Origin of the sequence: Massilia pinisoli (genome assembly GCF_024753285.1) — a bacterium.
GTDB lineage: Bacteria > Pseudomonadota > Gammaproteobacteria > Burkholderiales > Burkholderiaceae_D > Telluria > Telluria pinisoli.
This window is the reverse complement of sequence record NZ_JANUGW010000011.1, coordinates 17,575-43,051: the sequence shown is the minus strand read 5'-3', so window position 1 is coordinate 43,051 and position 25,477 is coordinate 17,575. Positions and strand designations below refer to the sequence as shown.

Sequence of the window (25,477 nt, the reverse complement as noted above, 5' to 3'; positions counted from 1 at the left end):
CCGCATCCCGTGCGGCGACGCCGCTAGTCGTCGCCGGTACCGGGATTGGTCAGGACCGGACCGGTTCCGGCGAATTCGCTGCGATCATCGCCTGCAATGCGCGCGAGCGGAGGAAAAAACCGGCCGACACGAGGTCGAAGATGGCGAGCGCGCCCAGGACGACGGCGAAGACCGGTCCCGTATCTGCACGCAGCGCGGAGGTCAGCATCAGCAGGCTGCCAAGGAAATACAGCACGCTCAATGCGTAACGAGCCAGCCGCGAACCGTTCAACAGCTGCGCCAGCAATACCGCCAGCACCAGCAGCCGGACGACACCCTGGACCGAAAAGGCGCCCAGCGCCCAGGTCAGCAATTCGAGGATGACGGTGGTGCCGACGATGAGGCCAAGGCGGCTTAGCGTTGAGATTTTCTTCATGAAGCAATAGTAGAGGTGGGGTGATCGCCCGGCCAACGGTTGCCTTGTCGGCCGGCATTCGATCATACGGCGAAAATGCGGATGAAATCTCTCGCATACTCACGCTGACGTCCTGTGATGGCGGGCCGGGTTACCGGTGTTACGGCGGACCAGCGACGTTCTTCATGGACGAATTGTAATGGCCTGGACCGGCCAACTGCGCCGGTCGTGATAGTTCGTGACATTTTCCAGTTCGGTAACCTGTTAAGCTCAGTTGAACGTCCGAGATTGGCCAGTTCGACCACGCAGGTTGGCACAACTGACGTAGAACGCGCACCGATCGATTGACAACCCAACTTCCGGATCCAATGAACCTGTGTCGTTACTTTGTGATGAGCGCCTCGGTGCTCCTGGCGGCATCACACGCCATCGCAGCGGAATACGATGGCTTCAAGATCGACGAGTCCAAGGGTGGCCTGTCGTCTGAAGCGCGAGAGTCACTGTTCAAGCAGCTCGACATCATTGAATCTGCCGCCTTGCCTGCGGCGGTGCTCGACGCAATGAAACAGACCCCGATTGTCGTGGACCCCGACCTGCGGGGCAATCCAGGTATATTCGCAGTTCGCGATGGCCTCGCGTCCGTTTATGTCCAGCCCGTCGAATTTGCTCCGAACAAACCGATACTGCTGCACGAATTTCTCCATGCCTATCACTTCCGCGTGATACACCTGGATCGGCCGGAAATCGAGGAAGAGTTTCAACAAGTTAAGCATTCGAACCTGTTTCCCGCCCGCTTCCGATCGTCGCACTTCCTTGAAAATGCCAAAGAATTCTTCGCAGTGACCGGTACCTTGTATTTGTTCGGGAATATTCAGCAGCCGCCATTCGATTGTACGGCGCTGTCGCGCTTGCGTCCTCAATACCTGAAATTCCTGGACAGCCAGTTCGGTCCACCGCGATGTCCCGGACTCGCGGATGCAGCGGCTGGCGATCATTGATGACCGCATGTCGATACCGATAAGGATGGCTGTGATGCGTGGGCTCATCCGATCGGTCTCGTTCAAGCGGTTTGTTCGTACACACTACACCGTCATAGCAGGAGTACACATGCGAACATTGCTGTTGAGTCTAGCCTTGTCGATTGGCGTTGTACCATTCGCCCACGCGCAGGTGGCCGGTTACGGGTGCTGCTTCCAGGTCTGGCCGCAGCCGGACCTGCGCGTGCCGATACCCAACGAGCACGGGCACGCCAAACCGGCGACCTCCACGCCGCATGTACAAGCCGATGCGCCGCTCAAGGCGCCGGCGCGTTCGGCCGTGGAAAAAAATGCGCGCGAGCTCGCGGCACGCTTCCCGGTCGCACAGCGTCCGCACATGGAGCAAGCTTTCCGGCGCTGTATGGACATCTACGCACAGCTCGAGAAGAAGCTCGGGCTGCCGGAGCGCGACATGGCCGGGAGTCTCGCCGCCTTCCTCGTCGGGAACTATATGGTGCTGAACGACGTCGACGTATCCGACAACGCGTTCCGGACCGTTGCACGACAGTTGCGCGACCAGGCTTCGATGCAAGCCTCGCTGCGGCGCGGCGACGCCGCACAACTGCGCAACCTGTACGAGCAGACTGCGATGATGGGCACCTTCATGGCGCTGGCGCACAAGTCGCAGCAACAGACCCCTCAGTCCCCCGACGCCGCAGCACACATCCGCGATACCGCGCGGGCGAATCTGGAAGAAGTGCTGCGTATGAACCCGGCACGCCTGTCGATCAGCGACACGGGTTTCAGCGTGACCGGTCCCGTACAGCCATAACGAAGGATATCGTCCGTCCAAAGGTGTGCCGCTTTCCCCAGTACCTGCGTCCAAAAACGACAAGACCGGCGCGCTCTCGCCACGTAGCCTTGCGGGACCATGAAGACAATCACGATCATCGATTCCCACACGGGCGGCGAGCCGACCCGCCTCATCGTCGACGGCGGCCCTGACCTGGGCGACGGCCCGCTGTCCATACGCCTCGCGCGCATGCGCGACGCGCACGACCGCGTCCGCACGGGCACCGTGTGCGAGCCGCGCGGCTCCGACGTGCTCGTGGGCGCACTGCTGTGCGAACCGCATGCGCCGGACTGCGTGGCCGGCGTCATCTTCTTCAACAACGTCGGCTACCTCGGCATGTGCGGCCACGGCACGATCGGCCTCGTCGTGTCGCTCGCGCACATGGGGCGCGTCGGGCCGGGCCGGCACCGCATCGACACACCCGTTGGCGTCGTGACGGCCGAACTGCATGCGGACGGCACGGTCGGCGTCGACAACGTGCCCGCCTACCGCGCCCGCAAGGCCGTGACGGTCGACGTCGCGGGCCACGGCACGGTGACGGGCGACGTCGCGTGGGGCGGCAACTGGTTCTTCCTCGTCGAGGACCACGACCTGGACGTCGCTCCGGCCAACATCGCGGCGCTGACGGCGTTCGCGGAGGCCGTCATGGCGGCCTTGCACGCGCAAGGCGTGACGGGCACCGACGGCGCCCCCATCGACCACGTCGAACTGTTCGCGCCATCGCTGACTGCCGACAGCCGGAACTTCGTCCTGTGCCCAGGCAAGGCGTACGACCGCTCGCCGTGCGGCACTGGCACGAGCGCGAAGCTCGCGTGCCTGGCCGCCGACGGCAAACTGGCGGAAGGCGCCGTCTGGCGCCAGGAGAGCATCATCGGCAGCGTGTTCGAAGGCAGCTACCGGCGCGAAGGCGACCGTATCGTGCCGACGATCCGCGGCCGCGCATGGGTCAGCGCCACGTCGACGCTGCTGTTCGACGACGACGACCCGTTCGCATGGGGCATCCCGACGGGCGGCTAGGCGGCGGCCTTGCGCATGTGCAGCCCGTAATCGGTCGGGCTCATGCCGACGTAGGACTTGAACTGGCGGCTGAACGCGCTGTGGTCCGTGTAGCCGCATTCGTACGCGATCTCCGCGATCCGCGCCTGCGGCTTTTGCTCGATGAGCGTGCGCGCGGCGGCCAGCCGGCATTGCACGAGGAACTGGCGCGGCGAATGCTGGAACACCTTCTGGAACAGTCGCTCCACCCGCGACAGCGACAGCCCCGCCTCTTCCGCCAGTGCCTTGAGCGACACGTTTTGCTGGTAGTTCTCGCTGATGTGCTGGGCGATGCGCGCGATCTGGCGGTAGGCGGGGTGCAGCTCGTCGAGCAGGCCCAGGTCCTGCGACGTGCCGATCAGGCCGATGACTGCGCCATCCTTGCCGAACAACGGCACCTTCTTCGTGATGCACCAGCCGCGGCTGCGGCCCGGATAGATGTGCAGTTCCAGCTGCTTGTCGATGGGCGCGCCCTGGGCTATCACCTTGCGGTCCTGCGCCAGATACGTTTCGGCCAGCGCGCGCGGGAACAGCTCCAGCGCCGTCTTCCCCAGCACATCGCGCTTGTGCCGAACTCCGCACCGTCGCACCATCGTCCGGTTGATGCTGAGATAGCGGCCTTCGCGGTCCTTGACGAAAAACGCGATGTCGTCCAGCGCATCGAACACCGCTTCCACGGCTTCCACGCCGATGGTGTCAATGGCCCGCACAGTCGCAGCGTCGATCATGTCTCCTCCTGGCGCCACTATAGGCGCATCGTGCCGTCATGGCAAACGGGGACGCGGCGCTGTGCCGATTTCGGCGTCCAAACATGACACCAAGCGCAAGACCAGACGCCCGTTCCGGCCTACCATGGACGCTTTCAATCGCCCGAACCAAGGAGACAAACAGCATGTGGAAAGGTGTTCTTCCGGCCGTCACGACGAAATTCAACGAGGACGGCTCGCTCGACCATGACGAGATGCGCCGCTGCTTCCAGATCCAGATGGATGCCGGCGTCGACGGCCTCATCGCCTGCGGTTCGCTCGGCGAAGGACCGATGCTGTCGCACGACGAGCGCATCGCCGTCCTGAAGCTGTGCAAGGAAGCCAGCGGCGCGAAGCCCGCTCTGCTGACGGTGGCCGAGGCGGCAACGCGCGACGCGTGTACGCTCGCTCGCAAGGCCAGGGATGCCGGCGCCGACGGCCTGATGGTCGTGCCAAGCACGATCTACCACACGGACCCGCGCGAGACCGTCGCCACGCTGAAGGCGATCGCCGCGGCGGGCGACCTGCCGATCATGATCTACTCGAACCGCCTCGCCTACCGCGTCGACGTGACGGTGGACATCATGGCGGAGCTGGCCGACGACGCGCGCTTCGTCGCCGTCAAGGAATCGTCGGACGACGTCCGCCGCGGCACGGAGATCATCAACCGCTTCGGCGACCGCTTCGACCTGCTGACGGGCGTCGACAACCACGCGTTCGAAGCCCTCACGGCCGGCGCGACGGGCTGGGTGGCCGGCTTGTGCCTCGCCTTCCCGCACGAGACGGTGGCGATCTGGCGCCTCGTGCAAGCGCAGCGCTACGACGAGGCGCTGCGCATCTACCGCTGGTTCCGGCCGCTGCTCGACCTGGACGTGTCGACTTACCTCGTGCAGAACATCAAGCTGGCGGAAGCGATCGCCTTCGGGTCGAACGAGCGCGTGCGCGCACCGCGGCTGCCGCTCGCGGGCGAGCGCCGCGTGCAGGTCGAACGCACGATCCGCACGGCCATCGCCTGCCGGCCGGCGCTCCCGACGCTGCCCGCGCTGCCGTGATGCATCCGGACGTCATCGTCGTCGGCGCCGGCATCGTGGGCGCGGCGTGCGCGGCGGAGCTGCAGGCGTCGGGCCACCGTGTACTCCTCGTGGACGCGCGCCATCCCGGCGCAGGTGTCACGTCGGCCGGCATGGGCCACCTCGTCGCCCTCGACGAGACGGACGACGAACTCGATCTGTGTTTGCTGTCGCTGGCGCGTTGGGACGAATACCTGTCCACGCGGGCCCGCGAGGCGGAACACGTCCGTTGCGGCACGCTGTGGGTGGCGGAGGACGACGCGCAGCTGGCCCACGCGTTGGCGCGCGCCGAGCGCCTGGGCCGGCGCGGCTGGGATGCGGAGGCTCTGTCCGGCGCGCACCTGGCGCGCGTGGAACCCGCGCTGCGCCCCGGCCTCGCGGGCGGCGTGCGCGTGGCGCGCGACGGCGTCGTGTATCCGCCCGCCGTGGCGCGCGACCTGGCCGAGCGCCTCGTCGCGCTGGGCGGCCGCTCGCTGTTCGGCGCGGCCGTCGCGAGCGTCGCGCCGGGGTCCGTCACGCTGGCGACCGGGGAGCGCATCGTCGCCGGCGACGTCGTCGTCGCGACGGGCACCCAGGTACCGCATCTGCTGCCCGGCGTCCCCGTCTTCCCCCGCAAGGGCCACCTCGCCATCACCGCGCGCTATCCGCGCCGGCTGTCGCACCAGGTCGTCAGCATGGGCTACGGCCAGACGGAAGCCGGCAGCGACGCCCTCGCCGTCGCCGCCAACGTCCAGCCGCGCATCACGGGCCAGTGGCTGGTCGGCTCGTGCCGCCAGGATGGCATCGTCGACCACGACGTCGACCCGCGCGTGCTCGCGCACGTGCTGCGCGCCGCCATCGCGCTGCTGCCCTGCCTCGCCGACATGACGATCATCCGCAGCTGGACAGGGCTGCGGCCCGCGACGCGCGACGGCAGGCCCCTGATCGGACGCCATCCTGCGCTGGATCGCGTATGGCTCGCGTGCGGCCACGAAGGCCTCGGCGTGACGACGGCGTTCGGGACGGCGCGACTGCTGGCGGACCTGATGCATGGCCGCACGCCCGCCATCGACGCCGCACCGTATTTCCCCGCGAGGTTCGCGCATGAACACGCGTAACCCATCCAACCGCGTGATCATCGACGGCGCCGCCGTCGACGTACCTGCCGGCGCGAGCGTCGTCGCAGCGCTCGTCATCGCAGGGTCGATGTGCACGCGCCGCGCCGTCACGGGCGGGCCGCGCTTCGCGTTCTGCGGCATCGGCCAGTGCCAGGAATGCCGCGTGACGATCGACGGCCGCGTCCACCGGCTCGCCTGCCGCACCGTGTGCACGCCGGGCATGATCATCGAGACGGGAGGCGACTGGTGACGTCCGAACGGCTGTTGCACATCGTCGGCAGCGGCCCAGCGGGCCTGGCCGCCGCACACGCCGCGCTGGACGCCGGCGCCAGCGTATGCCTCATCGACGACAACCATGCCCCCGGCGGCCAGATCTGGCGCGGCGGCCCTGGCCGGTGGACGGATGCCCGCGCGACGCGCATATGGACCGCGCTGCACGATCACCCGCGCTTCACGCACCGGACGGGCACCCAGGTCATCGGCTGCGCCGACGCGAACACCTTGCTGGTGGAGACGGCGGACGGCGGCGCGGCGATCCCGTTCGAACGCCTCGTGCTCTGCACCGGTGCGCGCGAACTGAGCCTGCCCTTCCCCGGCTGGACGCTGCCCGGCGTCACGGGTGCGGGCGGCCTGCAAGCGCTGATCAAGGGCGGCATGCCTGTGCGTGATCGCACCGTCGTCGTCGCCGGCACGGGCCCGCTGCTCCTCGCGACAGCGGCGACCGCGCTGCGGGCCGGCGCGCGCGTGGCGGCCATCGTCGAGCACCAACCGTGGTCCCGCCTGACGGGATTCGGGCTCGCGCTGCTGGCCCGGCACCGCGGCAAGTTCGTGCAGGCCGCGTCGCTGTTCGCGGCATTGCGGGCCGTGCCGTACGTGACGGGCGCACGCATCGTCGCGGCCACCGATGACGATATACTGCGCGGCGTGACCATCACGACGGGTGGCAAGGAAGTCACGTATTCCTGCGATTTCCTCGGCGCGGGCTTCGGACTCGTGCCCAACACGGACCTCGCGCGCGCGCTGGGCTGCGCGACGGCGGACGGCGCCATCCTCGTCGACGCGACACAAGAGACGAGCCGCGAGGACATCTGGGCCGCCGGCGAATGCACCGGCATCGGCGGCGTCGACAAAGCCGTCGCGGAAGGCCGGCTCGCCGCGCTCGCCGCACTGGCGCTGCATCCGTCCGCGCGCGACATACCGGGGCTGCGCGCATCGCGGGCATTCGCCGCGCTGCTGGCGCGCGCGTTCGCACCGGGCGACGCATTGAAGACGATGTGCCGGCCCGACACGATCGTCTGCCGTTGCGAGGACGTCACGGCAGCGCAACTGCTGCCTCATCGCGATTGGCGCGAAGCGAAGCTCGCGACGCGCGTCGGCATGGGCCCGTGCCAGGGCAAGACGTGCGGCCCGGGGTGCGCCTTCCTGTTCGGGTGGACGCCGCCCGACAGCCGCCTGCCCATCATGCCCGCCAGTGCGCGGGCGCTATCCCGGATCGAATGACACAAGGAGAATCATGACCATCGGCGGAACGGACAAGCAGGCGGCACTCGCCGCGCTGACTGACATGACGGCGGGCGCCGCCCCCATCACGCGGGCCGAATACCGGTCGCGCATCGCGCGCGCGCAAGGCGCGATGGCGGCCACCGGCATCGCGGCGCTGTACCTGAACGCGGGCAGCAACCTCACCTACTTCACGGGCACGAAATGGCATCCCAGCGAACGCATGGTGGGCGCCGTCCTGCCCGCGGCGGGCGACCTCGTGTACATCGCGCCAGCGTTCGAGGAAGCCACGATCCGCAGCTTCATGGGCGTGGAAGGCGACGTCGCCTGCTGGGACGAACACGAGAACCCCGCACTGCGGCTGCGCAACGTGCTCGAAGGGATGGGCATCGCTGCGAACGACGCGGCGGCGCCCGTGCTCGCGATCGACGACAGCACGCCGCTGTTCCTGTTCGATGCCATCCGCGCCGCGACGGAAGGTTATGCGCTGCAGAACGCGCATGCCGTGACGTCGCTGTGCCGCAGCCGCAAGTCCGACGCGGAGATCGCCTTGATCCAGCGCGCGATGGACATGACCCTCGCCGTGCACAAGGCGGCGGCAGCCATCCTCCACGAAGGCATCACGACGACGGATGTGCAGGAATTCATCCACCTCGCGCACCGCCGGGTCGGTGCCAGCGGGTCGTACTTCTGCATCGTGCTGTTCGGCGAGGCGACCGCGTATCCGCATGGCGTGAACTACGTGCAGACGATGAAGCGGGGCGACGTGGTGCTGATCGACACGGGCTGCAAGGTCCACGACTACATCTCGGACATCACCCGCACCTATGTGTTCGGCGAACCGACGGCCCGCCAGCGCTTCGTGTGGAACGCGGAGCGGGCGGCGCAGCAAGCGGCGTTCGATGCGGCCAAGATCGGTGTGCGGTGCGAGGACGTGGACAAGGCCGCACGCCGCTCGCTCGAAGCGAACGGCTTCGGGCCCGGCTACAAGCTGCCCGGGCTGCCGCACCGGACGGGCCACGGCATCGGCCTCGACATCCACGAAGGCCCCTACCTCGTCGGCGGAGAGCGGCGTCCGCTCGAACCCGGCATGTGCTTCTCGAACGAGCCGATGATCTGCGTGCCGGGCGAATTCGGTGTCCGGCTGGAAGACCATTTCTACATGACGGCGGCGGGCCCCCGCTGGTTCACGCAGCCGGCGGCGAGCCTGGACGATCCGTTCGGGGCGGGATGACGTCGCGCAGGAACGCGTCCGTCGCTTCGACCGTCGGCGCGAGCCACGGGTCGAACAACCAGAAGCTGTGCGGCGTGTCCGGCACGAGCACGACGCGATGCGGCACCCCGAGCGCCTGCAGGCGCGCGACCATCGCGTCGCGCCCGAGGCTGAAGCGGCGCTGTGCGCTGCCGATGAACAGCATGGGCGGCGTGCCCTGCCCCACGTGGAATAGCGGCGACGCGTCGCGCCACGACGCCGCCTTCTCCGCATAACGCCCGCCAAACCAAGCGCCGGCCGACGACGGCTGCTTCGCCGGGTCGTCCTCGTATCGGCGCGCTTCTTCCGAGGTGAAGTCCGACAGACCGTCGATGTTGACGATCGCCTGCACGTTGCTGGCTACGGCACCGGGACCGCCGTCCGGATCGAAGCGGCTTTCCCCGTTCGTGACGCCCGTGAGCGCGGCGATCTGGCCGCCAGCCGAGCCGCCCGCGATGGCGATGCGGTCGCCGTCGATGCCGTACGCGCCCGCGTGCGCGCGCACCCAGCGGACGGCCGCCTTGACGTCGTGGATCGCGGCCGGATACGGCGCTTCTCCCGCCAGCCGATAACTGATCGTGGCGGCTGCGTAGCCCCGCTCGGCCATCCGGATCGCCATCGGCGCGAAGTTCGCGCGCACACCCGCGCGCCAGCCGCCGCCGTGCACGAACACGATCGCGGGCCGCGGCGCCGTGACGGGGGCCGCAGGCAGGTACAGGTCAAACTGGAGGTCGTGGCCCGCGCGCCGCACATAAGTGACGTTCGTGATGGCGCGCACGGTCGGCGGCACGGCGCGGCTCGCGATGCGGATGAACGGATACGTGGACGCAAGCTTCGCGTACGTCGTCTCCGCCGTATAGCTTTCCGGCGCCGGAGCCTGCTGCGCCGGCGGCCGTGCAGCGCAGGCGGCCAGTGCCAGGGCTGCACCCAGCGCGCACATCGTTGCCCGTCGCGATCCGTCCATGCCGCTCCCGTCCTGATGCCTTGTGTCGGGACGAGTATGCCATGGAACAACAAGTCGCGGCTAGTCCACCTTGCCAAAGTGGCTAGACCAACCTAGAATGGTCCGACCAGATATAGAACGGCCCGGCCACAGGCACGAGGACCGTCACTCCGAAAAACGATTGGAGACTACGTTGCAACCGCCAACCAGATTGCTTGCCATCCTGGCCGCTTTCGCGTGCCTGGCCGTCCCCGCGCACGCAGACGGCACCTATCGCAACCCCGACAACAAGAACCAGAACGACCCGGCCGAGGGCACGTACCCGGCACCGTACAAGAAGCCCGTCGTGGCCGAGATCGCGGCGGCGCTGCAGCGCATCCGTGGCTACGTCGACAGCCAGACGCCGACGCGCATCGTCCACAAGGGAAGCGGCACGCCCGTCACGGATTTCCGCACACCCGTCGCAGACGCCGTGGTCGAGGAAGGCGATGCCGGCTTCGGCCTGCAGGCGTACGAGATGGGCGTCGTGCACGCGGGCCTCATCCACGCCGCCGCCGTCACGGGCGACAAGCGCTATACGGCGCTGACCGCGCGCCACCTGCAGTTCTTTGCCGACCGCCTGCCCTATTTCCGCGCCCAGGAACAGCGCTTCCACCTCGAGCGCGCGAACAGCTTCGCCCACTTCCTCGACCCGCGCGCCCTCGACGACGCCGGCTCGATGTGCGCCGCGATGATACGCGCGCGCAGCACAGGCATCGGGCCGGACCTCGCAAGCCAGATCCGCGTGTGCGGCAATTGGGTGGCGAAGCGCCAGTTCCGCCTGCCCGACGGCACCCTCGCGCGCCAGCGCCCGCAAGCCATCTCGCTGTGGGCGGACGATATGTACATGGGGATCCCCGCGCTGGCCGAACTGGGACGCATGACGGGCGAGCGTGCCTACTTCGACGACGCCGTGAACAACGTGCTGCAGATGACGGGCTACCTGTTCGATCCGCAGACGAATCTGTACACGCACGGCTGGAACGCAAACAACCCGGACGCGCCGCGCTTCTACTGGGGCCGCGCGAACGGCTGGGCCGTGCTCGCGATGTCCGACGTGCTCGACGTGCTGCCGCACGACCATCCCGGCTATCCGAAGGTGCTGGCGCAGTTGCGTAAAACACTGCGGGGCATCGCCGAACGCCAGTCCGGCGCGGGGCTGTGGCACCAGATGGTCGACCGCGACGATTCCTACCTCGAGACGTCGGCCAGCGCCATGTTCGTCTACGTGCTCGCGCATGCCGTCAACGAAGGGTGGATCAGCCCGACGACGTACGGCTCGATCGCGCAAGCCGGGTGGAATGCGCTGTCCGCCCGCATCGATGCGCAAGGCCGCGTGGAAGGGACGTGCGTACAGACGACGTTCGCGGGCGACCAGGTCTATTACTACAACCGCCCCACCAGCACGGCGGCGATGCACGGCTACGGCCCGATGCTGCTCGCGGGCGCCGAGATGATCCGCCTGCTGAACAATCCGGCCATCGACATCCAGTACCGCGTCCGCACGTACCACTACGTGCCGAAGGACGGCGGACAGACCAGCTACCGCGAACATCCCTGATCCGCCACGACGAAAGCCAGACCATGCAAGCGAACCTCCTGTTCTGCGCGGCAGGCATCCTGCTGGCCGCGCACGCCGCCGCGGCCGACCGATTGACCGTCACCGCCACCCACGACCTCGACGCGGCGCGCCCGTCCGAGACGATCGTCGTGCCGTGGCGCGACGTGAACGCCGCGCTGCCCGGCGCGCTGATCCAGCACCTCGTCGTGAAGGATGGCGCGGGCCACGTGCTGCCCTATCAGGTGACGAACGTGGCGCCCCTGGCGAAAGACCCGCAAGGCGTGGGCGCCGCGTACGGCGAACTGCTGTTCCAGCACGACTTCGCAGCGGGCGAGCGGACGGCAACGTTCGTCGTCGAAAGGAGCGACGCGCTGACACCGCCGTTCGCACCGAAGGCGTTCGCCCGCTACGTGCCGGAACGGCTGGACGACTTCGCGTGGGAGAACGACGTCATCGGCCACCGCACGTACGGCCCCGCGCTCGCCGCGCCCGCGCCGCCCGGCAGCGGCAAGGAAGTGCTGGAGACGAGCGGCCTCGATATCTGGTTCAAGCGCGTGGACTATCCCATCGTCGACCGCTGGTACAACAAGGGCCACGACCACTACCACAAGGACGAGGGCGAAGGCATGGACATGTACAACGTCGGCCGCTCGCGCGGGGCCGGCGGCACGGGCGTGTGGGACGGCGGGCACCTCGCCACGAGCGGCAACTACGCGACGTGGAAGGTGCTCGCGAACGGCCCCGTGCGCGCCGTGTTCGAGCTGACGTACGACGCGTGGGATGCGGCCGGCACGAAGGTCACGGAAGTGAAGCGCTTCACCGTCGATGCGGGCCACCAACTGGACCGGATCGACAGCACGTTCACCTTCGCCGGGCCGGCCGCGCTGACGGTGGCCGTGGGCCTGAACAAGACGCCCGCCGACAAGAAGCAGGCGGCCCGGATCGCGCTCGTACGCGACGACGCGGACCACGCGCTGCTGCAATGGGTCGAGCAGGCCACCAACGGCGCGTTCGGCACGGCCATTCTGCTGCCGGCGTCGGCCGGTTATGCGGAGGATGCGCTGAACGACCTCGTGCTGGCCAAGGTGGAATCGGGCAAGCCGCTGCGCTACTGGGCCGGCGCCGCGTGGGACCGGGCCGGACGCATCACGTCGAAGGCCGCGTGGCAGGCGTACGTGGCAGCGGAGGCACGCCGCATTGCGCATCCCGTGCGGATCACGCTCGCGCCGGCCCCGCACTGAGCCCGGCCGCCGCCCTCACCCTGTCGATTTCCCAACATATTATTTACGCATTGCGGTCCGACCACATTGATATTGTGGTCAAACCACTTTAGAATGGTCCAACCAATCAGGATCCCGCGCTGTTCAAGAGGATCCCTACCTAGCCAGGCACCGTTTAGCAGGAAGCATCCATCGGCGCCGCCCCCCCCCCGGGCGGCTCCGACATGTCATTGAAAACAACAGGAGACAGCTTCATGAACCACCCCCGCAGCACCCAGCCCCGCACCACGTCCCGTCAATTCGTCATGTCGTCGATCGCGCTCGCGGTCCTCGCCCTCGCCCAGCAGGCCCAGGCCCAGCAGGGCGATGCGCCGATCCAGCGCGTGGAAGTCACCGGCTCCAGCATCAAACGCCTGGCCGCCGAGGAAGCCCTGCCCGTCACGACGATCAAGGCCGATGAACTGGTCAAGCAAGGCATGACCACGTTGGCCGACGTGATGATGGCGCTGCCGCAATCGGCGTCGCTGCAGCCGTCGAACGCCGGCTCCGGCACGAACATCAACCTGCGCGGCCTGGGCGTGAACCGTACCCTCGTGCTGCTCAATGGCCGCCGGCTCGCCAACGAGGCCATCGCCGACGGCTACGCCAACCTCGACACGATCCCGATCAGCGCCCTGCAGCGCGTGGAAATCCTGCGCGACGGCGCCTCGTCGATCTACGGCTCGGACGCCATCGGTGGCGTCGTCAACTTCATCACGAAGCGCGAAGTCACGGGCGGCAACTTCACCGTGCAGGTCGTCGAACCGCAGCGCCACGGCGGCGGCGACGAGAAACGACTGCAGGCCACGTTCGGCAAGGGCAGCCTGGAGCGGGACGGCTGGAACGTCTACGGCACCGTCGATTACCACCAGCGCAGCCGCCTGCTGCTGTCGGACCGCGCCGGCTTCGTGCCGGACGCCGCGGCGATGACGGCGATCGGCCTGCCGCCGGGCGCCGCCAGCGGTGGCTATGCGACGCCCGCGAACTTCACCAGCTCCGCCAACAAGAACGCGGCGAACCCGTACTATGCAAGCGGCTGCCTGGCCCCGTACTCGATCCCGGGCGCGAAGAGCACCTGTGTGCTGGACAATGACACGTACGGCACGGCCCTGTACCCGAACAAGCAGCTGTCGATGTACGCGAAGGCGACGAAGAAGATCGACGCCGACAATACCGTCACCCTGGAATACACGCGCGGCGACGAATCGATCTTCGCGTCCAAGAACCCCACGCAGGCACTGGCCGTCGGCAACGCGAAGCCGATCCTGCCGGCGACGAGCAAGTGGTATCCGGGCAAGAGCGGCGGCGTGCCGGCCGTCGCCGGCATCACGAACCAGCCGTTGACCGTCTCCTGGGCCGTCGCCGACTTCGGCCCGGCCGTCACGCGCGACAACCAGATCAACCAGCGCCTGCTGCTGTCGGCCGACGGCCATTTCGGCAACTGGGACTACAAGGCCGGCATGAGCTACGGCCTGTCGCTGCGCAAGGGCTACTACAAATCCGGCTATTTCTCGGGCATCGGCCTGATCAACGGCCTCGCGAACGGTGTGCTCAACCCCTTTGGCCTGCAGGACCAGACGGGCCGCGACTACCTCGAATCGATCGCGGCCGACGGCATGCAGAACCGCAGCTCGAAGAGCGCCTACTACGGTGTCGACGGCACGATCAGCCGCTCGTTGATGGCACTGGCCGGCGGCGACCTCGCGCTCGCGCTGGGCGCCGACCTGCACCGCGACACGAACGAAGACACCAAACTGGCGCAGGCCGCCGACATCACGTACGCGAAGAGCGTGCCCGCCCACGGCGAAAGCGCGCGCAACGTGGCCGGTATCTACACGGAGATCGACGCCCCCGTCACCAAGACGCTGGACCTGAACGCCGCCGCGCGCATCGACAAGTACAGCGACGTGGGCTCGACCGTCACGCCGAAGATCAGCTTCCGCTGGCAGCCGACGAAGACGCTCATGTTCCGCGGCTCCGCCAACACGGGCTTCCGCGCGCCTACGCTGTTCGACCGCTACGGCTACCGCACGACGGTCGCCAACACGACGACGGCCGGCCGCTGGGACGACCCGGTGCTGTGCCCGGGCCCCACGCCCGCGATCCCCGGCTCCGGCACGGCCGTCGCCGGCGCCAGCGCGGCCGACGTGTGCAACGCGAAGCTGAACAAGCTGACGGGCTCCAACAACACGCTGCAGCCGGAACGCTCGAAGGGCGGCACCTTGGGCGTCGTGTTCGAACCGACGCGCGCCTTCACCGCGTCGCTCGACTACTGGCAGGTCAACATGAAGGACATGCTGGCCAACCTGCCGGAAAACGTCTACTTCACGAACTACGCCGACTACAAGAACCTGTTCGTGCGTAACCCGGACAACTCGCTCGCGTACATCAACAACACGACGATGAACCTGGGCGGCCAGATCGCAGCCGGCGTCGACGTGTCGGCGAACTGGGAAATCGCACGCAACCGCTTCGGCACGTTCGGCGCCGCCATCGACGGCACCTACCTGACCCGCTTCGACAACCAGCTGGTTCCGGGCGGCCCGTGGATGTCGAACGTCGGTCAGTTCGGCTGGGCCAGCAACGGCACGACGTCCAGCTTCCCGATCATCACGTTCCGCTGGAAGCACAACCTGCGCCTCACGTGGCAGAGCGGCGATTACTCGGCCCAGCTGACGAACAATTTCAACAGCACATACCGCGACGCCAACACGGCCGTCACGTCGCAGTACTACCGCGACATCCCGTCGTACTCGACGTGGAACCTGACCGGTTCCGTGCGCGTGCAGCAGCAGTTGCGCGTCACGCTCGGCGTCACGAACCTGTTCGACAAGGCCCCGCCGATCACCAACAACACGATCTACAGCAGCGGCTACCTGAGCAGCGTGGCGAATCCGATCGGTCGCACGATGAACCTGCGCATCAGCTACGACTTCGACTGATCGCACGCCCTTCGAAAGGACAACGATGCTACTTCAACGTATCGCACTGGCCGCGCTCGTCCTGGCCGGCCACGCCGGAGCGGCCGAGGCGCCCATCCGCGTGATCCTCGTCGGCGATTCGACGATGGCCACGAAGAGCGGCTACGGCGACGCCCTGTGCGCGAGGTTCGCGCAAGACGTCACCTGCGTGAACCTCGCGCGTGGCGGCCGCAGCTCGGGCAGCTTCCGCGCCGAGGGCCGCTGGGACGAGGTCGAACGGATGCTGAAGGACGGCGCCGGCTTCAAGGCCACGTACGTCCTCGTGCAGTTCGGCCACAACGACCAGCCGGGGAAGCCGGGCCGCTCGACGGACCTCGTCACCCAGTTCCCCGCCAATATGGCGCGCTATGCGCGGGAGACGCGGGCACTGGGCGGCGTACCAGTGCTCGTCACGCCGCTCACGCGGCGCACGTTCAAGGGCGCCTATCTCGCGGACGACCTGGCGCCATGGGCCGCGGCCATGCGCCGCGCCGCGGCGCAGGAACACGCCACGTTGCTGGACCTGAACCGCGACAGCGCCGCCGCCGTCCAGGCGATGGGCCAGGACGAGGCGGATACGCTTGCCGTCGTGCCCCGCCCGCCGGGGTACGGCCTGCCTGCGGATCCGAGCAAGGTCGAACCCGCGGGCGCCGCCAAGTCGGCATTCGACCGCACGCACCTGGGCACCAAGGGCGCGGATTTCTTCGCTCGCATGGTCGAGCGCGAGCTGGTGGCCGCGCGGCCCGAGACGGCCGCGTACTTCAAGGACGGAGGCAAGCCTTGAGGCGTGCCGCCCTGCTCGCGTGCGCGCTCGCGGCCGCGCACGCGCACGCGCAGGACGGGCGCGCCGTGCGCGAACCCGTCCTGCCGCCCGCCTGCGCCGTGTTGACTGGCGCCGCCTCGACGTCCGGCCGCGACGACGCCGCGCGCATCCAGGCCGCCATCGACAAATGCGCGCCCGGCCATGCCGTCGTGCTCGCGGCCAGCAACGACGGCCGCAACTTCGTGTCCGGCCCGTTGCAACTGCGCGACGGCGTCACCCTGCTCGTCGATACGGGCGCCACGCTGTACGCGAGCACCGACCCGCGCCTGTACGACCGCGGCGCGGGCACGTGCGGCACGAACGATGCGTCGGGCCGTGGCTGCCGCCCGTTCATCACGCTCGACGGCGTGCGCGGCGCCAGCATCATGGGCGGCGGCACGATCGACGGCCAGGGCGGGCAGACGATCCTCGGCAAGACGGAGACGTGGTGGCAGATCGCCCGCCGCGCACAAAAGGAGAAGAGCCGGCAGAACGTGCCGCGCCTGATCCAGGCCGACAAGGCACGCGACGTCACCTTGTACCGCATCCGCCTCGTGAATTCCCCGAACTTCCACGTCACGCTGAACAGCGTCGACGGCTTCACGGCGTGGGGCGTCACCATCGACACGCCGCATGACGCGCGCAACACGGACGGCATCGATCCGATCTCGTCGCGCAACGTCACTATCGCGCACAGCATCATCCGCACGGGCGACGACAACGTCGCCATCAAGGCGGGCAGCGCCGGCCCCACGGAAAACGTCTCGATCGTGCACAACCGCTTCTACAGCGGCCACGGCATGTCGATCGGCAGCGAGACGAACGGCGGCGTACACCGCGTGCTCGTCGAGGATCTGACGATGGATGGCACGACGTCGGGCCTGCGCATCAAGAGCAACGACATGCGCGGTGGCCGCGTCGACGGCATTGTCTACCGCGACGTCTGCCTGCGCGACATCCGCTCCCCCATCGAGGTCACGACGCATTACGAACAACCCTCGCAGCCCGGCAACCTCGTTCCGGACTATGCCGGCATCCGCATGGAACGGGTGCGCAGCACGACGCCGGGCCGCATCCTGCTGCAGGGTTACGACGACGTGCATCCGCTCACGCTGGCATTGCAGGACGTCGCCATCGCACCGGCATCCGACGTGAAGGAAGAGCATGCGCGCGTGACGGGCACCTTCGACGTGCGGGATGCGCGCGCGGACTGTGCGGCACGCTTCCTGCCGTTTCCCGCGCCGGCCACTCGCGATCCGCGCCCGCAGCTGACGGCCGCGCAGGCCCGTGGGTTCGACTATCGAGAGGTGCTGAAGTACGTCGGCCCCGTCGGCAACGAAAGGGTCGAGCCGTGGGATCCGCTGGCTGATCCGCTGGCGGCGGCAGGCCCCCTGGAAGCCGACTACACGGTCGACGCGCACGCGGCGGCCGACGGCGCGACCCGTTTCGCCACCGTGCAGGCGGCCGTCGACCGCGCCGTGGCGGCCGGCGGCACGCGGCGCGTCGTCATCCGGATCGCGCCCGGCACGTACGAAGAACTCGTCTACGTGCCGCCCGGCGCACCGCCGATCACGCTGGATGGCGCCGGCGACAACCCGGGCGCCGTACGCATCCGCGCGGCGCTGGACGCGTCCACGACGGGCGCGGCGTACCGCTCCCGCTACGCCGCGCAGTTCGAGCACGCTCCAGCTTCGGTGCGCGCGATGTACGACGCATTGAAAGGCCTGCCCGCACTGCAGACGACGGGTTCCGCGACCGTGTGGGTGCGGGCAGACGGCTTCCAGGCCCGCAACCTGACGATCGAGAACGCGTACAACCGCACCGGCACCACGACGCATCCGGAGTGCAGCGGCGACAACTGCCCCGACACGACGGGCGGAAGCCGCGTGCACCACCAGGCCGTCGCGCTGCGCGTGGATGGCGGGGACAAGGCGCAGTTCGAACGCGTGCGCCTGCTCGGCCTGCAGGACACGCTGTTCCTCAACTCGCAGGACGGCAGCGCGACGGTGCGCAGGTTCTTCCACGACACGCACATCGAGGGCGACGTCGACTTCATCTTCGGCGACACGATCGCCGTCTTCAAGGACTGCGACATCCACGCGATCGGCGGCCGCTCGGCGTCGTACGTCGCGGCGCCGGACACGAACCGCCGTGCAAAATATGGTTTCGTGTTCGACGGCTGCCGCTTCACGAGCGACCTACCGGGCACCGCAGCCACCCGCTACTATTTCGCGCGCCAGTGGTTTCACAACGAGCGCTGCACGCCATACGGCTTCATTCCCGTCGACGGCTACGCCTGCAAGCTGGGCGACGTGGACGTCTACCAGGCGCCGCGCGGCACGATCCGCAAGCGCACGCTGGAAACGGTCGGCAAGGCCGTGATCCTCCGCTCGCGCATCGGCCCGCATTTCGAAAGAGCGACGCCGTGGTCGGAGTGGAATCGCAACGGCACCCTGGCACACCGCCCGGCGCAGTTCGGCTCGGACGACTATTGGGACAATCTCGCGGGCACGCCGTTCGATCCCGCCACGGCGCTGGGCGATGGCCCGCGTCCGGTCCCGGCCGACATCTATCTCGGCGAATACGACAACACACAGGAATGACGGAGACACCATGAAGCAAGCATTCTCGGCCCGCCGCGGCTTCCTGAAAACGGCGGCCGTCACCGGCCTCGCGCTCTCCGGGCCCGCGCATGCGCTGACGACCGCGCGCAAGGCGGCCGTCGCGGGCGACCCATGGCGCCAGGCGGATGCCATCGCCAAACGGCTCGCCAACCCCGTCAAGTTCCGCAACGCGGACTACGTCGTCACCGACTTCGGCGCCGCGCCGTGCAAGCTCGTGCCCGTGCAGGCATGGGTGTCGTTCGAGGACCAGGCCACGTTGCAGACCCCGGCGCCGGGTGCGCAGGACTGCTACGCGGCCTTCAAGGCCGCCATCGAAAAATGCCACGCCGAGGGCGGCGGGCGCGTAATCATCCCGCGCGGCGACTGGTTCTGCGCCGGTCCGATCGTGCTGGTGTCGAACGTGAACGTGCACCTGGCCGCCGGCGCCCACGTCTACTTCAGCAACGACCCCGCCGATTATGCAAAATACGGCGACGTCGATTGCGGGCCGAACGGCAAGCTCGTCGTGTCGCGCTGGCAGAGCAACGACTGCCTGAACTTCTCGTCCATGATCTATGCGCGCGAGCAGCACAATATCGCGCTGACCGGCGACGACTGGACGGCGATCCTCGACGGCCAGGGCGGCGTGCCGTTCCCCGGCCGCGCCGACTGCTGGTGGACGTGGAAGGGCAAGAACGCGACGATCAACTCGGTCGCGCAGGACAAGTCGCCGAACTACGTGCCCGGCAAGCTGGCACAGAACCAGGTCAACGCGCTGAATCCGACGTCGCTGGCCGATGTCGCGCCGGGCCTGCCGGACGCACAGCGCGTGCTGATCCAGGGCGCGGACGACAAATGGCGTGCGGACGACGCCTACCTGCCGGCGCTGTCGGAAGCGGGCGTGCCGCTCGCGCAGCGGGTCTTCGGCCTCGGCCACTACCTGCGCCCGCCGATGATCCAGCTGATCGGCTGCACGGACGTGCTGCTGCAGGGCTACCAGGTGACGCATACGCCGTTCTGGCAGCACCATCCCGTCGCGTGCCGCAACGTCGCGATCCGCAATGTGCATGCGAACAGCCTCGGGCCGAACAGCGACGGCTTCGATCCGGAAAGCTGCGACACGGTGCTCGTCGAAGGCTGCCAGTTCAACACGGGCGACGACTGCATCGCCATCAAGGCCGGCAAGAACCGCGATACCCAATACGGCCCGTCGCGCAACATCGTCATCCAGAAGTGCACGATGCAGAGCGGCCACGGCGCCGTCACTCTCGGCAGCGAGATGGCGGGCGGCATCGAGAACGTGTACGCGCGCGACCTCGTGTTCGAGAACATGAACTGGGCGACGAACCCGCTGAACACGGCGATCCGCCTGAAGACGAACATGAACCGCGGCGGTTTCCTGCGCAACTTCTACGTCCATAACGTGAGCATTCCGAACGGCGTGCAGACGAGTCCCTCGTTCTACGGGCCGCTGCCCGGGTCGCCGATCGAGCCGAAGACGGTCGCCGCGGCGGCGGGCGCCGTCGTCACGTTCGACTGCGACTACACGCCGCGCGCGGACAACGTGCGCGTCCGTCCGCCCGAGGTACGCAACGTGCACATCTCGAAGGTCACGGTCGGCAACGTCAAGACGAAGAGCGGCGCCACGGCATCGTGCTACCAGGCGTTCGTCATCCTCGGCCCCGTCGCGTCGGACTACAACGGCCCGGCACCGGCGCCCACGGTGCTGCCCGTACGCGACGTGACGATCGCGGACTGCGACTTCGGCACGCCCGCCAACGCGACGCACCCGTGGTACACCTATCACGTTCGCGGCCTGAAACTGGCCAACGTCGTCATCGGCGGCAAGCGCTACGACACGACGCTGTCCGCCTGAGCGCGGCCTCCTCCCCTGCTCCCTGCCGCGGCTGCAATGGCCGCGGCAGTCCGTAACACGGCCGTACCATATGAAAACAAGATATTTTCGGCCGCATTGGGCATAACTCGTTTCCCGCCGTCACGCTAAGCTTCTTGCCTCAGGAAAAGCCCGCACGCCAGGGCAGCCGTGCGCGCCGCCGCCGACGGTAGAATGGCCGCAAACACCGGCACGAGCCTCTGCTTCCACCGGTCCGCGCGCCGCACCGCCTGCGGCATTCCGAGCATCCTATTTCCGAATCGCAGAAGAAGACCATGTTCAATCCATCCGACCATCCGCACCGCCGTTACAACCCCCTCATGGGCGACTGGGTCCTCGTCTCTCCGCACCGTGCCAAGCGGCCATGGCAGGGGCAGCAGGAAGCCATCGACCGCTCGGCCAGGCCGTCGCACGACCCGACCTGCTACCTGTGCCCGGGCAATACCCGTGTCAACGGCGAAAAGAACCCCGACTACACGGGCACCTATGTGTTCGAGAACGACTTCGCCGCCCTGATGCCCGACACGCCGGAAGCGGCGCCTGGCGAAGATCCGCTGTTCCAGACGATGAGCGCGCGCGGCACGAGCCGCGTGATCTGCTTCTCGCCGGACCACGCCAAATCGCTGCCGCAGTTGACGCTGCCTGCCATCGAAGGCGTCATCGACACGTGGTGCGCACAGGCCGCGGAACTCGGCGCGAAGTACCGCTGGGTCCAGGTCTTCGAGAACAAAGGCGCCGTGATGGGCTGCTCGAACCCGCACCCGCACGGCCAGATCTGGGCCACGAGCTATGTGCCGAACCTGCCCGCGGCGGAAGACCGCCAGCAGAAGGCGTATCACGCCGAACAGGGCCGCCGCCTGCTGCTGGACGTGGCCGAGCGCGAGATCGCCGCCTCGGAACGCGTCGTCGTGCAGACGGAGCACTGGGTCGCCATCGTCCCGTACTGGGCCGCCTGGCCGTTCGAGACGCTCGTGCTGCCCCGCTTCGCCGTGCGCCGCCTGGAAGAACTGCAGCCCGCGCAACGCGCCGACCTGGCCGTCCTGCTGAAGCGCCTGACCACGCGCTACGACAACCTGTTCCAGACGTCTTTTCCCTATTCGATGGGCTGGCACGGCGCACCGTACGGCATCGCCGACGCGGACGCCGAAGGCTGGCAGCTGCACGCTCACTTCTACCCGCCGCTGCTCCGTTCCGCATCGGTGCGCAAGTTCATGGTCGGCTTCGAGATGCTGGCCGAGGCCCAGCGCGACCTGACCCCGGAACAGGCGGCCGACCGCCTGCGCGCGCAATCCGAAGTGCACTACCTTGAATCCGACCCATCCGCCAATACCTGACATGACCGACCAACGCCTTTCCCGTACCGCCGCCGCCTTCGAAACCGCCTTCGGCGCCGCACCGACGCTGTTCGTCCAGGCCCCCGGCCGCGTCAACCTGATCGGCGAGCACACCGACTACAACGACGGTCTCGTGCTCCCCTGCGCCATCGACTACCGCACCGCCATCGCCGCGAAACCGCGCAGCGACCGCAAGGTGCGCGTCGTGGCGGCCGACTACGGCGACGCACTCGACGAATACGACCTCGACGCCCCGATCGACCGCGTCGGCCAGCCGATGTGGGCCAACTACGTGCGTGGCGTCGTCGACCAGTTCGTCAAACGCGGCCTGCCCGTGCAGGGCATGGACATGGCCATCGCGGGCGACGTGCCGCAGGGCGCCGGCTTGTCGTCGTCGGCGTCGCTGTCGGTCGCCGTCGGCCGCCTGTTCGCCACCCTGCCCGGCTTCGAAGCGCTGTCGCCGATCGACATCGCCCTGATCGCGCAGGCGTCCGAAAACGACTTCGTCGGCACCAAGTGCGGCAATATGGACCAGATCAGCTCCGCGTGCGGCGTCGCCGGCCACGCGCTGCTGATCGACTGCCGTTCGCTCGACGTGAAACCCGTACCGATGCCGGACAACGCCGCCATCATGATCTTCAACTCGAACGTCACGCGCGGCCTCGTCGACAGCGCGTACAACGTGCGCCGCGAACAGTGCGAGACGGCGGCCCGCCACTTCGGCATCCCCGCCCTGCGCGACCTCGACATGGCGACGCTGCAGGCGCGCGCCGCCGAGCTCGACCCGGTCGTGCTGCGCCGTGCGCGCCACGTCGTGACGGAAGACGACCGCGTGCTGGCCGCGGCCGACGCGCTGGCGGCCGGCGACCTCGAACGCCTGGGCGAGCTGATGGCCGCGTCGCATGCGTCGATGCGCGACGACTTCGAAATCACCGTGCCCGCCATCGACAGCCTCGTCGCCATGGTCAAGAACGTGATCGGGACGCAAGGCGGCGTCCGCATGACGGGCGGCGGCTTCGGCGGCTGCGTGGTTGCCGTGGTGCCGCATGCGCTGGTCGACGCGGCACGCGCGGCCGTCGAGCGCGAGTACCGCTCGCCGGACGGCAAGCCGGCCACGATCTACGTGTGCAAACCGGCGGCGGGCGCCGGCAGCGTCACGCCATGATGTACCAGGCGGCGGCCGACCGCTACGGGAGCATGCCGTATCCGCACTGCGGCCGCAGCGGCTTGCGGCTGTCCGCCGTGTCGCTGGGGTTGTGGCACAACTTCGGCGGCAATGACGATTTCGACCGCCAGCGCTGGATCGTGCGCACCGCGTTCGACCAGGGCATCACGTGCTTCGACCTCGCCAACAACTATGGTCCGCCGCCCGGGTCGGCCGAGGAAAACTTCGGCCGCCTGCTCGCGCGCGACCTGAAGCCCTACCGTGACGAGATGGTCGTGTGCACGAAGGCCGGCTACACGATGTGGCCCGGCCCGTACGGCGACTGGGGCAGCCGCAAATACCTCGTCGCGAGCCTGGACCAGAGCCTGAAACGCATGGGCCTGGACTACGTCGACATCTTCTATCACCACCGTCCCGATCCGGAGACTCCCCTGGAGGAAACGATGGCGGCGCTGGATCACATCGTGCGCAGCGGCCGCGCGCTGTACGCGGGCATTTCGAACTACAACGGCGAACGTACCGCGGCCGCCGCAGCGGAACTGCGCCGCCTGGGCACGCCGTTCGTGATCCACCAGATGCGCTACAACATGCTCGTGCGCCAGCCCGAGACGGACCTGCTGCCGGTGCTGGAACGGGAAGGCATCGGCGGCATCGCCTTTTCGCCGCTGGCGCAGGGCCTGCTCACGGACCGCTATCTCGGCGGCGCGCTGCCGGCCGATTCGCGCGCGGCGGGCTCCGTCGGGTTCCTGAAGCCGGAGCACATCACGCCGGAACGCCTCGCCACGATCGAGGCATTGAACGAGATCGCGCGCACGGGCGGGCGCACGCTCGCGCAGCTGGCGCTCGCGTGGGTGCGGCGCCAGCCGTCGATCGCTTCCGTGCTGATCGGGGCCAGCAAACCGCAGCAGGTGCTCGATGCCGTGCGGGCCGTGCAGATGGCGCCGCTGGCCGGGGACGAGATCGCGGCGGTGGAGGCAATACTGGGCGGGCAGTCGTAACGGCAGCCTGCCGCAACACAAAGCTACTCCGACCTGCGCGCAAACCACGTCGCCAGCGCCGACCCGGACAGGTTGTGCCACACGCTGAACAGCGCGCTCGGCACTGCGGCCAGCGGGCTGAAATGCGCGGCGGCCAGCGCGGCGCCGAGGCCGGAATTCTGCATGCCCGTCTCGAACATCACCGCCTTGCGCTTGGCGAGGTTCATGCCGAACGCGCGGGCGAAGACGTAGCCGAGCGCGAAGCCCAGCAGGTTGTGCAGGATGACGGCGGCGAACATCAGCGCGCCGTTCGTCAGCAGCTTCGGCTGGTTGAGCGCGACGATGATCGCGATGATCAGCACGATGGCCACCGTGGACACGAGCGGCAGCGCCTGCGCGCTGGCCGCGGCCTGCCTGCGGAACAGCGTCTTGACGATGACGCCCAGCGCGATCGGCACGATCACGACCTGCACGATGTCCTTGAACAGCGAGGCCGTGTTAATGGTCATCCACTGTCCCGCCAGCAGCGACACGAGCGCCGGTGTCGCGAACGGCGCGATCAACGTCGACACCGAGCCGATCGAGACCCCGAGCGCCACGTCGCCCCTGGACAGGAACGTCATCACGTTGGACGCCGTCCCGCTCGGGCAGCAGCCGACGAGGATCACGCCGACGGCGATCTCCGGCGGCAGGCGCAGCCCGACGGCCAGCACGTAGGCGATGCCGGGCATGATGAGGTAGTGGCCGACGACGCCGATCGCGACATCTTTCGGCCGCCGGAACACGTCGCGGAAGTCGGCCGCGGACAGGGTCAGGCCCATGCCGAACATGACGATGCCCAGCAACGGCGCGATCCACGTCTTGTAGCCGATGAACAGGGACGGCGCGAAGAACCCGAGGGCGGCGAACAGCAGCACCCATAAGGAAAAGGTCTTGCCGACGAAGGCGCTGGCTTTTTCGACTGCGTTCACGCGGGTGGTCTCCTCGTTCGATAGCTGATCCGTTCCGCATTATAT

The 25,477-nt window shown here is 68.1% G+C and carries 21 protein-coding genes; 17 read left to right on the top strand and 4 right to left on the bottom strand.

Annotated features, from left to right (window positions below):
• Positions 1 to 49: 49 nt before the first annotated feature.
• Positions 50 to 415 (bottom strand): hypothetical protein, encoded by a 366-nt coding sequence (locus tag NX784_RS16035; protein ID WP_258817687.1) that lies wholly within the window; start codon positions 413 to 415, stop codon positions 50 to 52.
• 347 nt (positions 416 to 762) lie between these two features.
• Between NX784_RS16035 and NX784_RS16030 the strand changes: the two genes are divergently transcribed.
• From NX784_RS16030 to NX784_RS16020, 3 genes are all read left to right on the top strand, one after another.
• Complete coding sequence (locus NX784_RS16030; protein ID WP_258817686.1) at positions 763 to 1,392, top strand: hypothetical protein; 630 nt, start codon at positions 763 to 765, stop codon at positions 1,390 to 1,392.
• 109 nt (positions 1,393 to 1,501) lie between these two features.
• The gene (locus tag NX784_RS16025) at positions 1,502 to 2,203 is read left to right on the top strand and encodes a DUF6683 family protein (protein WP_258817685.1); all 702 of its coding nucleotides are present in this window, start codon (positions 1,502 to 1,504) and stop codon (positions 2,201 to 2,203) included.
• A gap of 99 nt (positions 2,204 to 2,302) precedes the next feature.
• Positions 2,303 to 3,241: a 4-hydroxyproline epimerase gene (locus NX784_RS16020; protein WP_307736008.1), complete on the top strand. Its 939-nt coding sequence runs from the start codon at positions 2,303 to 2,305 to the stop codon at positions 3,239 to 3,241.
• On the opposite strand, the gene NX784_RS16015 is transcribed toward NX784_RS16020, so the two are convergent.
• On the bottom strand, positions 3,238 to 3,987 hold the full coding sequence (locus NX784_RS16015) for an AraC family transcriptional regulator (RefSeq protein WP_258817684.1): 750 nt from the start codon (positions 3,985 to 3,987) through the stop codon (positions 3,238 to 3,240). The two genes, NX784_RS16020 and NX784_RS16015, sit on opposite strands and share 4 nt — an antisense overlap.
• 164 nt (positions 3,988 to 4,151) lie before the next feature.
• Here NX784_RS16015 and NX784_RS16010 point away from each other — a divergent pair, with 164 nt between their 5' ends.
• The 5 genes from NX784_RS16010 to NX784_RS15990 are packed head-to-tail and all read left to right on the top strand — an operon-like array spanning position 4,152 to position 8,906.
• Positions 4,152 to 5,057, top strand: coding sequence for a dihydrodipicolinate synthase family protein (locus NX784_RS16010; protein ID WP_258817683.1), 906 nt, complete (start codon positions 4,152 to 4,154; stop codon positions 5,055 to 5,057).
• On the top strand, positions 5,057 to 6,172 hold the full coding sequence (locus tag NX784_RS16005) for an NAD(P)/FAD-dependent oxidoreductase (RefSeq protein WP_258817802.1): 1,116 nt from the start codon (positions 5,057 to 5,059) through the stop codon (positions 6,170 to 6,172). Before NX784_RS16010 ends, NX784_RS16005 begins: the two co-directional genes overlap by 1 nt.
• Entirely contained in the window at positions 6,159 to 6,422 is a 264-nt protein-coding gene (locus tag NX784_RS16000) for a 2Fe-2S iron-sulfur cluster-binding protein (RefSeq protein WP_258817682.1), read from the top strand. Before NX784_RS16005 ends, NX784_RS16000 begins: the two co-directional genes overlap by 14 nt.
• Complete coding sequence (locus NX784_RS15995) at positions 6,419 to 7,672, top strand: FAD-dependent oxidoreductase (RefSeq protein WP_258817681.1); 1,254 nt, start codon at positions 6,419 to 6,421, stop codon at positions 7,670 to 7,672. The genes NX784_RS16000 and NX784_RS15995 overlap by 4 nt, the downstream gene beginning before the upstream one ends.
• A gap of 13 nt (positions 7,673 to 7,685) precedes the next feature.
• Positions 7,686 to 8,906 carry a M24 family metallopeptidase gene (locus tag NX784_RS15990; protein ID WP_258817680.1) on the top strand — a complete coding sequence of 407 codons (1,221 nt, stop codon included), beginning with the start codon at positions 7,686 to 7,688 and terminating at the stop codon, positions 8,904 to 8,906.
• On the opposite strand, the gene NX784_RS15985 is transcribed toward NX784_RS15990, so the two are convergent.
• A complete protein-coding gene (locus tag NX784_RS15985; RefSeq protein ID WP_258817679.1) occupies positions 8,860 to 9,888 on the bottom strand; it encodes an alpha/beta hydrolase in 1,029 nt (342 codons plus the stop codon). The genes NX784_RS15990 and NX784_RS15985 overlap by 47 nt on opposite strands.
• A gap of 172 nt (positions 9,889 to 10,060) precedes the next feature.
• On the opposite strand from NX784_RS15985, the gene NX784_RS15980 reads away from it, so the two are divergent.
• The 9 genes from NX784_RS15980 to NX784_RS15940 all read left to right on the top strand — a co-directional run bounded on the left by NX784_RS15980 (position 10,061) and on the right by NX784_RS15940 (position 24,482).
• A complete protein-coding gene (locus NX784_RS15980) occupies positions 10,061 to 11,467 on the top strand; it encodes a glycoside hydrolase family 88/105 protein (protein WP_258817678.1) in 1,407 nt (468 codons plus the stop codon).
• Positions 11,468 to 11,490: 23 nt separating this feature from the next.
• Positions 11,491 to 12,708 carry a DUF4861 family protein gene (locus tag NX784_RS15975; protein WP_258817677.1) on the top strand — a complete coding sequence of 406 codons (1,218 nt, stop codon included), beginning with the start codon at positions 11,491 to 11,493 and terminating at the stop codon, positions 12,706 to 12,708.
• 233 nt (positions 12,709 to 12,941) lie between these two features.
• Positions 12,942 to 15,668 (top strand): TonB-dependent receptor plug domain-containing protein, encoded by a 2,727-nt coding sequence (locus NX784_RS15970; RefSeq protein WP_258817676.1) that lies wholly within the window; start codon positions 12,942 to 12,944, stop codon positions 15,666 to 15,668.
• A 25-nt stretch (positions 15,669 to 15,693) separates the two neighbouring features.
• Entirely contained in the window at positions 15,694 to 16,470 is a 777-nt protein-coding gene (locus NX784_RS15965; protein WP_258817675.1) for a rhamnogalacturonan acetylesterase, read from the top strand.
• Positions 16,467 to 19,091 (top strand): pectinesterase family protein, encoded by a 2,625-nt coding sequence (locus NX784_RS15960; RefSeq protein ID WP_258817674.1) that lies wholly within the window; start codon positions 16,467 to 16,469, stop codon positions 19,089 to 19,091. Before NX784_RS15965 ends, NX784_RS15960 begins: the two co-directional genes overlap by 4 nt.
• Positions 19,030 to 20,967: a glycoside hydrolase family 28 protein gene (locus NX784_RS15955; RefSeq protein WP_370662944.1), complete on the top strand. Its 1,938-nt coding sequence runs from the start codon at positions 19,030 to 19,032 to the stop codon at positions 20,965 to 20,967. Before NX784_RS15960 ends, NX784_RS15955 begins: the two co-directional genes overlap by 62 nt.
• Before the next feature lie 293 nt (positions 20,968 to 21,260).
• Complete coding sequence (locus NX784_RS15950; protein ID WP_258817672.1) at positions 21,261 to 22,319, top strand: UDP-glucose--hexose-1-phosphate uridylyltransferase; 1,059 nt, start codon at positions 21,261 to 21,263, stop codon at positions 22,317 to 22,319.
• A 1-nt stretch (position 22,320) separates the two neighbouring features.
• On the top strand, positions 22,321 to 23,484 hold the full coding sequence (gene galK, locus NX784_RS15945) for a galactokinase (protein ID WP_258817671.1): 1,164 nt from the start codon (positions 22,321 to 22,323) through the stop codon (positions 23,482 to 23,484).
• The gene (locus NX784_RS15940; RefSeq protein WP_258817670.1) at positions 23,481 to 24,482 is read left to right on the top strand and encodes an aldo/keto reductase; all 1,002 of its coding nucleotides are present in this window, start codon (positions 23,481 to 23,483) and stop codon (positions 24,480 to 24,482) included. Before galK ends, NX784_RS15940 begins: the two co-directional genes overlap by 4 nt.
• 23 nt (positions 24,483 to 24,505) lie before the next feature.
• Here the strand turns inward: NX784_RS15940 and NX784_RS15935 are convergent, their stop codons facing one another.
• Positions 24,506 to 25,432: a bile acid:sodium symporter family protein gene (locus tag NX784_RS15935; protein WP_258817669.1), complete on the bottom strand. Its 927-nt coding sequence runs from the start codon at positions 25,430 to 25,432 to the stop codon at positions 24,506 to 24,508.
• Between the last annotated feature and the right edge of the window lie 45 nt (positions 25,433 to 25,477).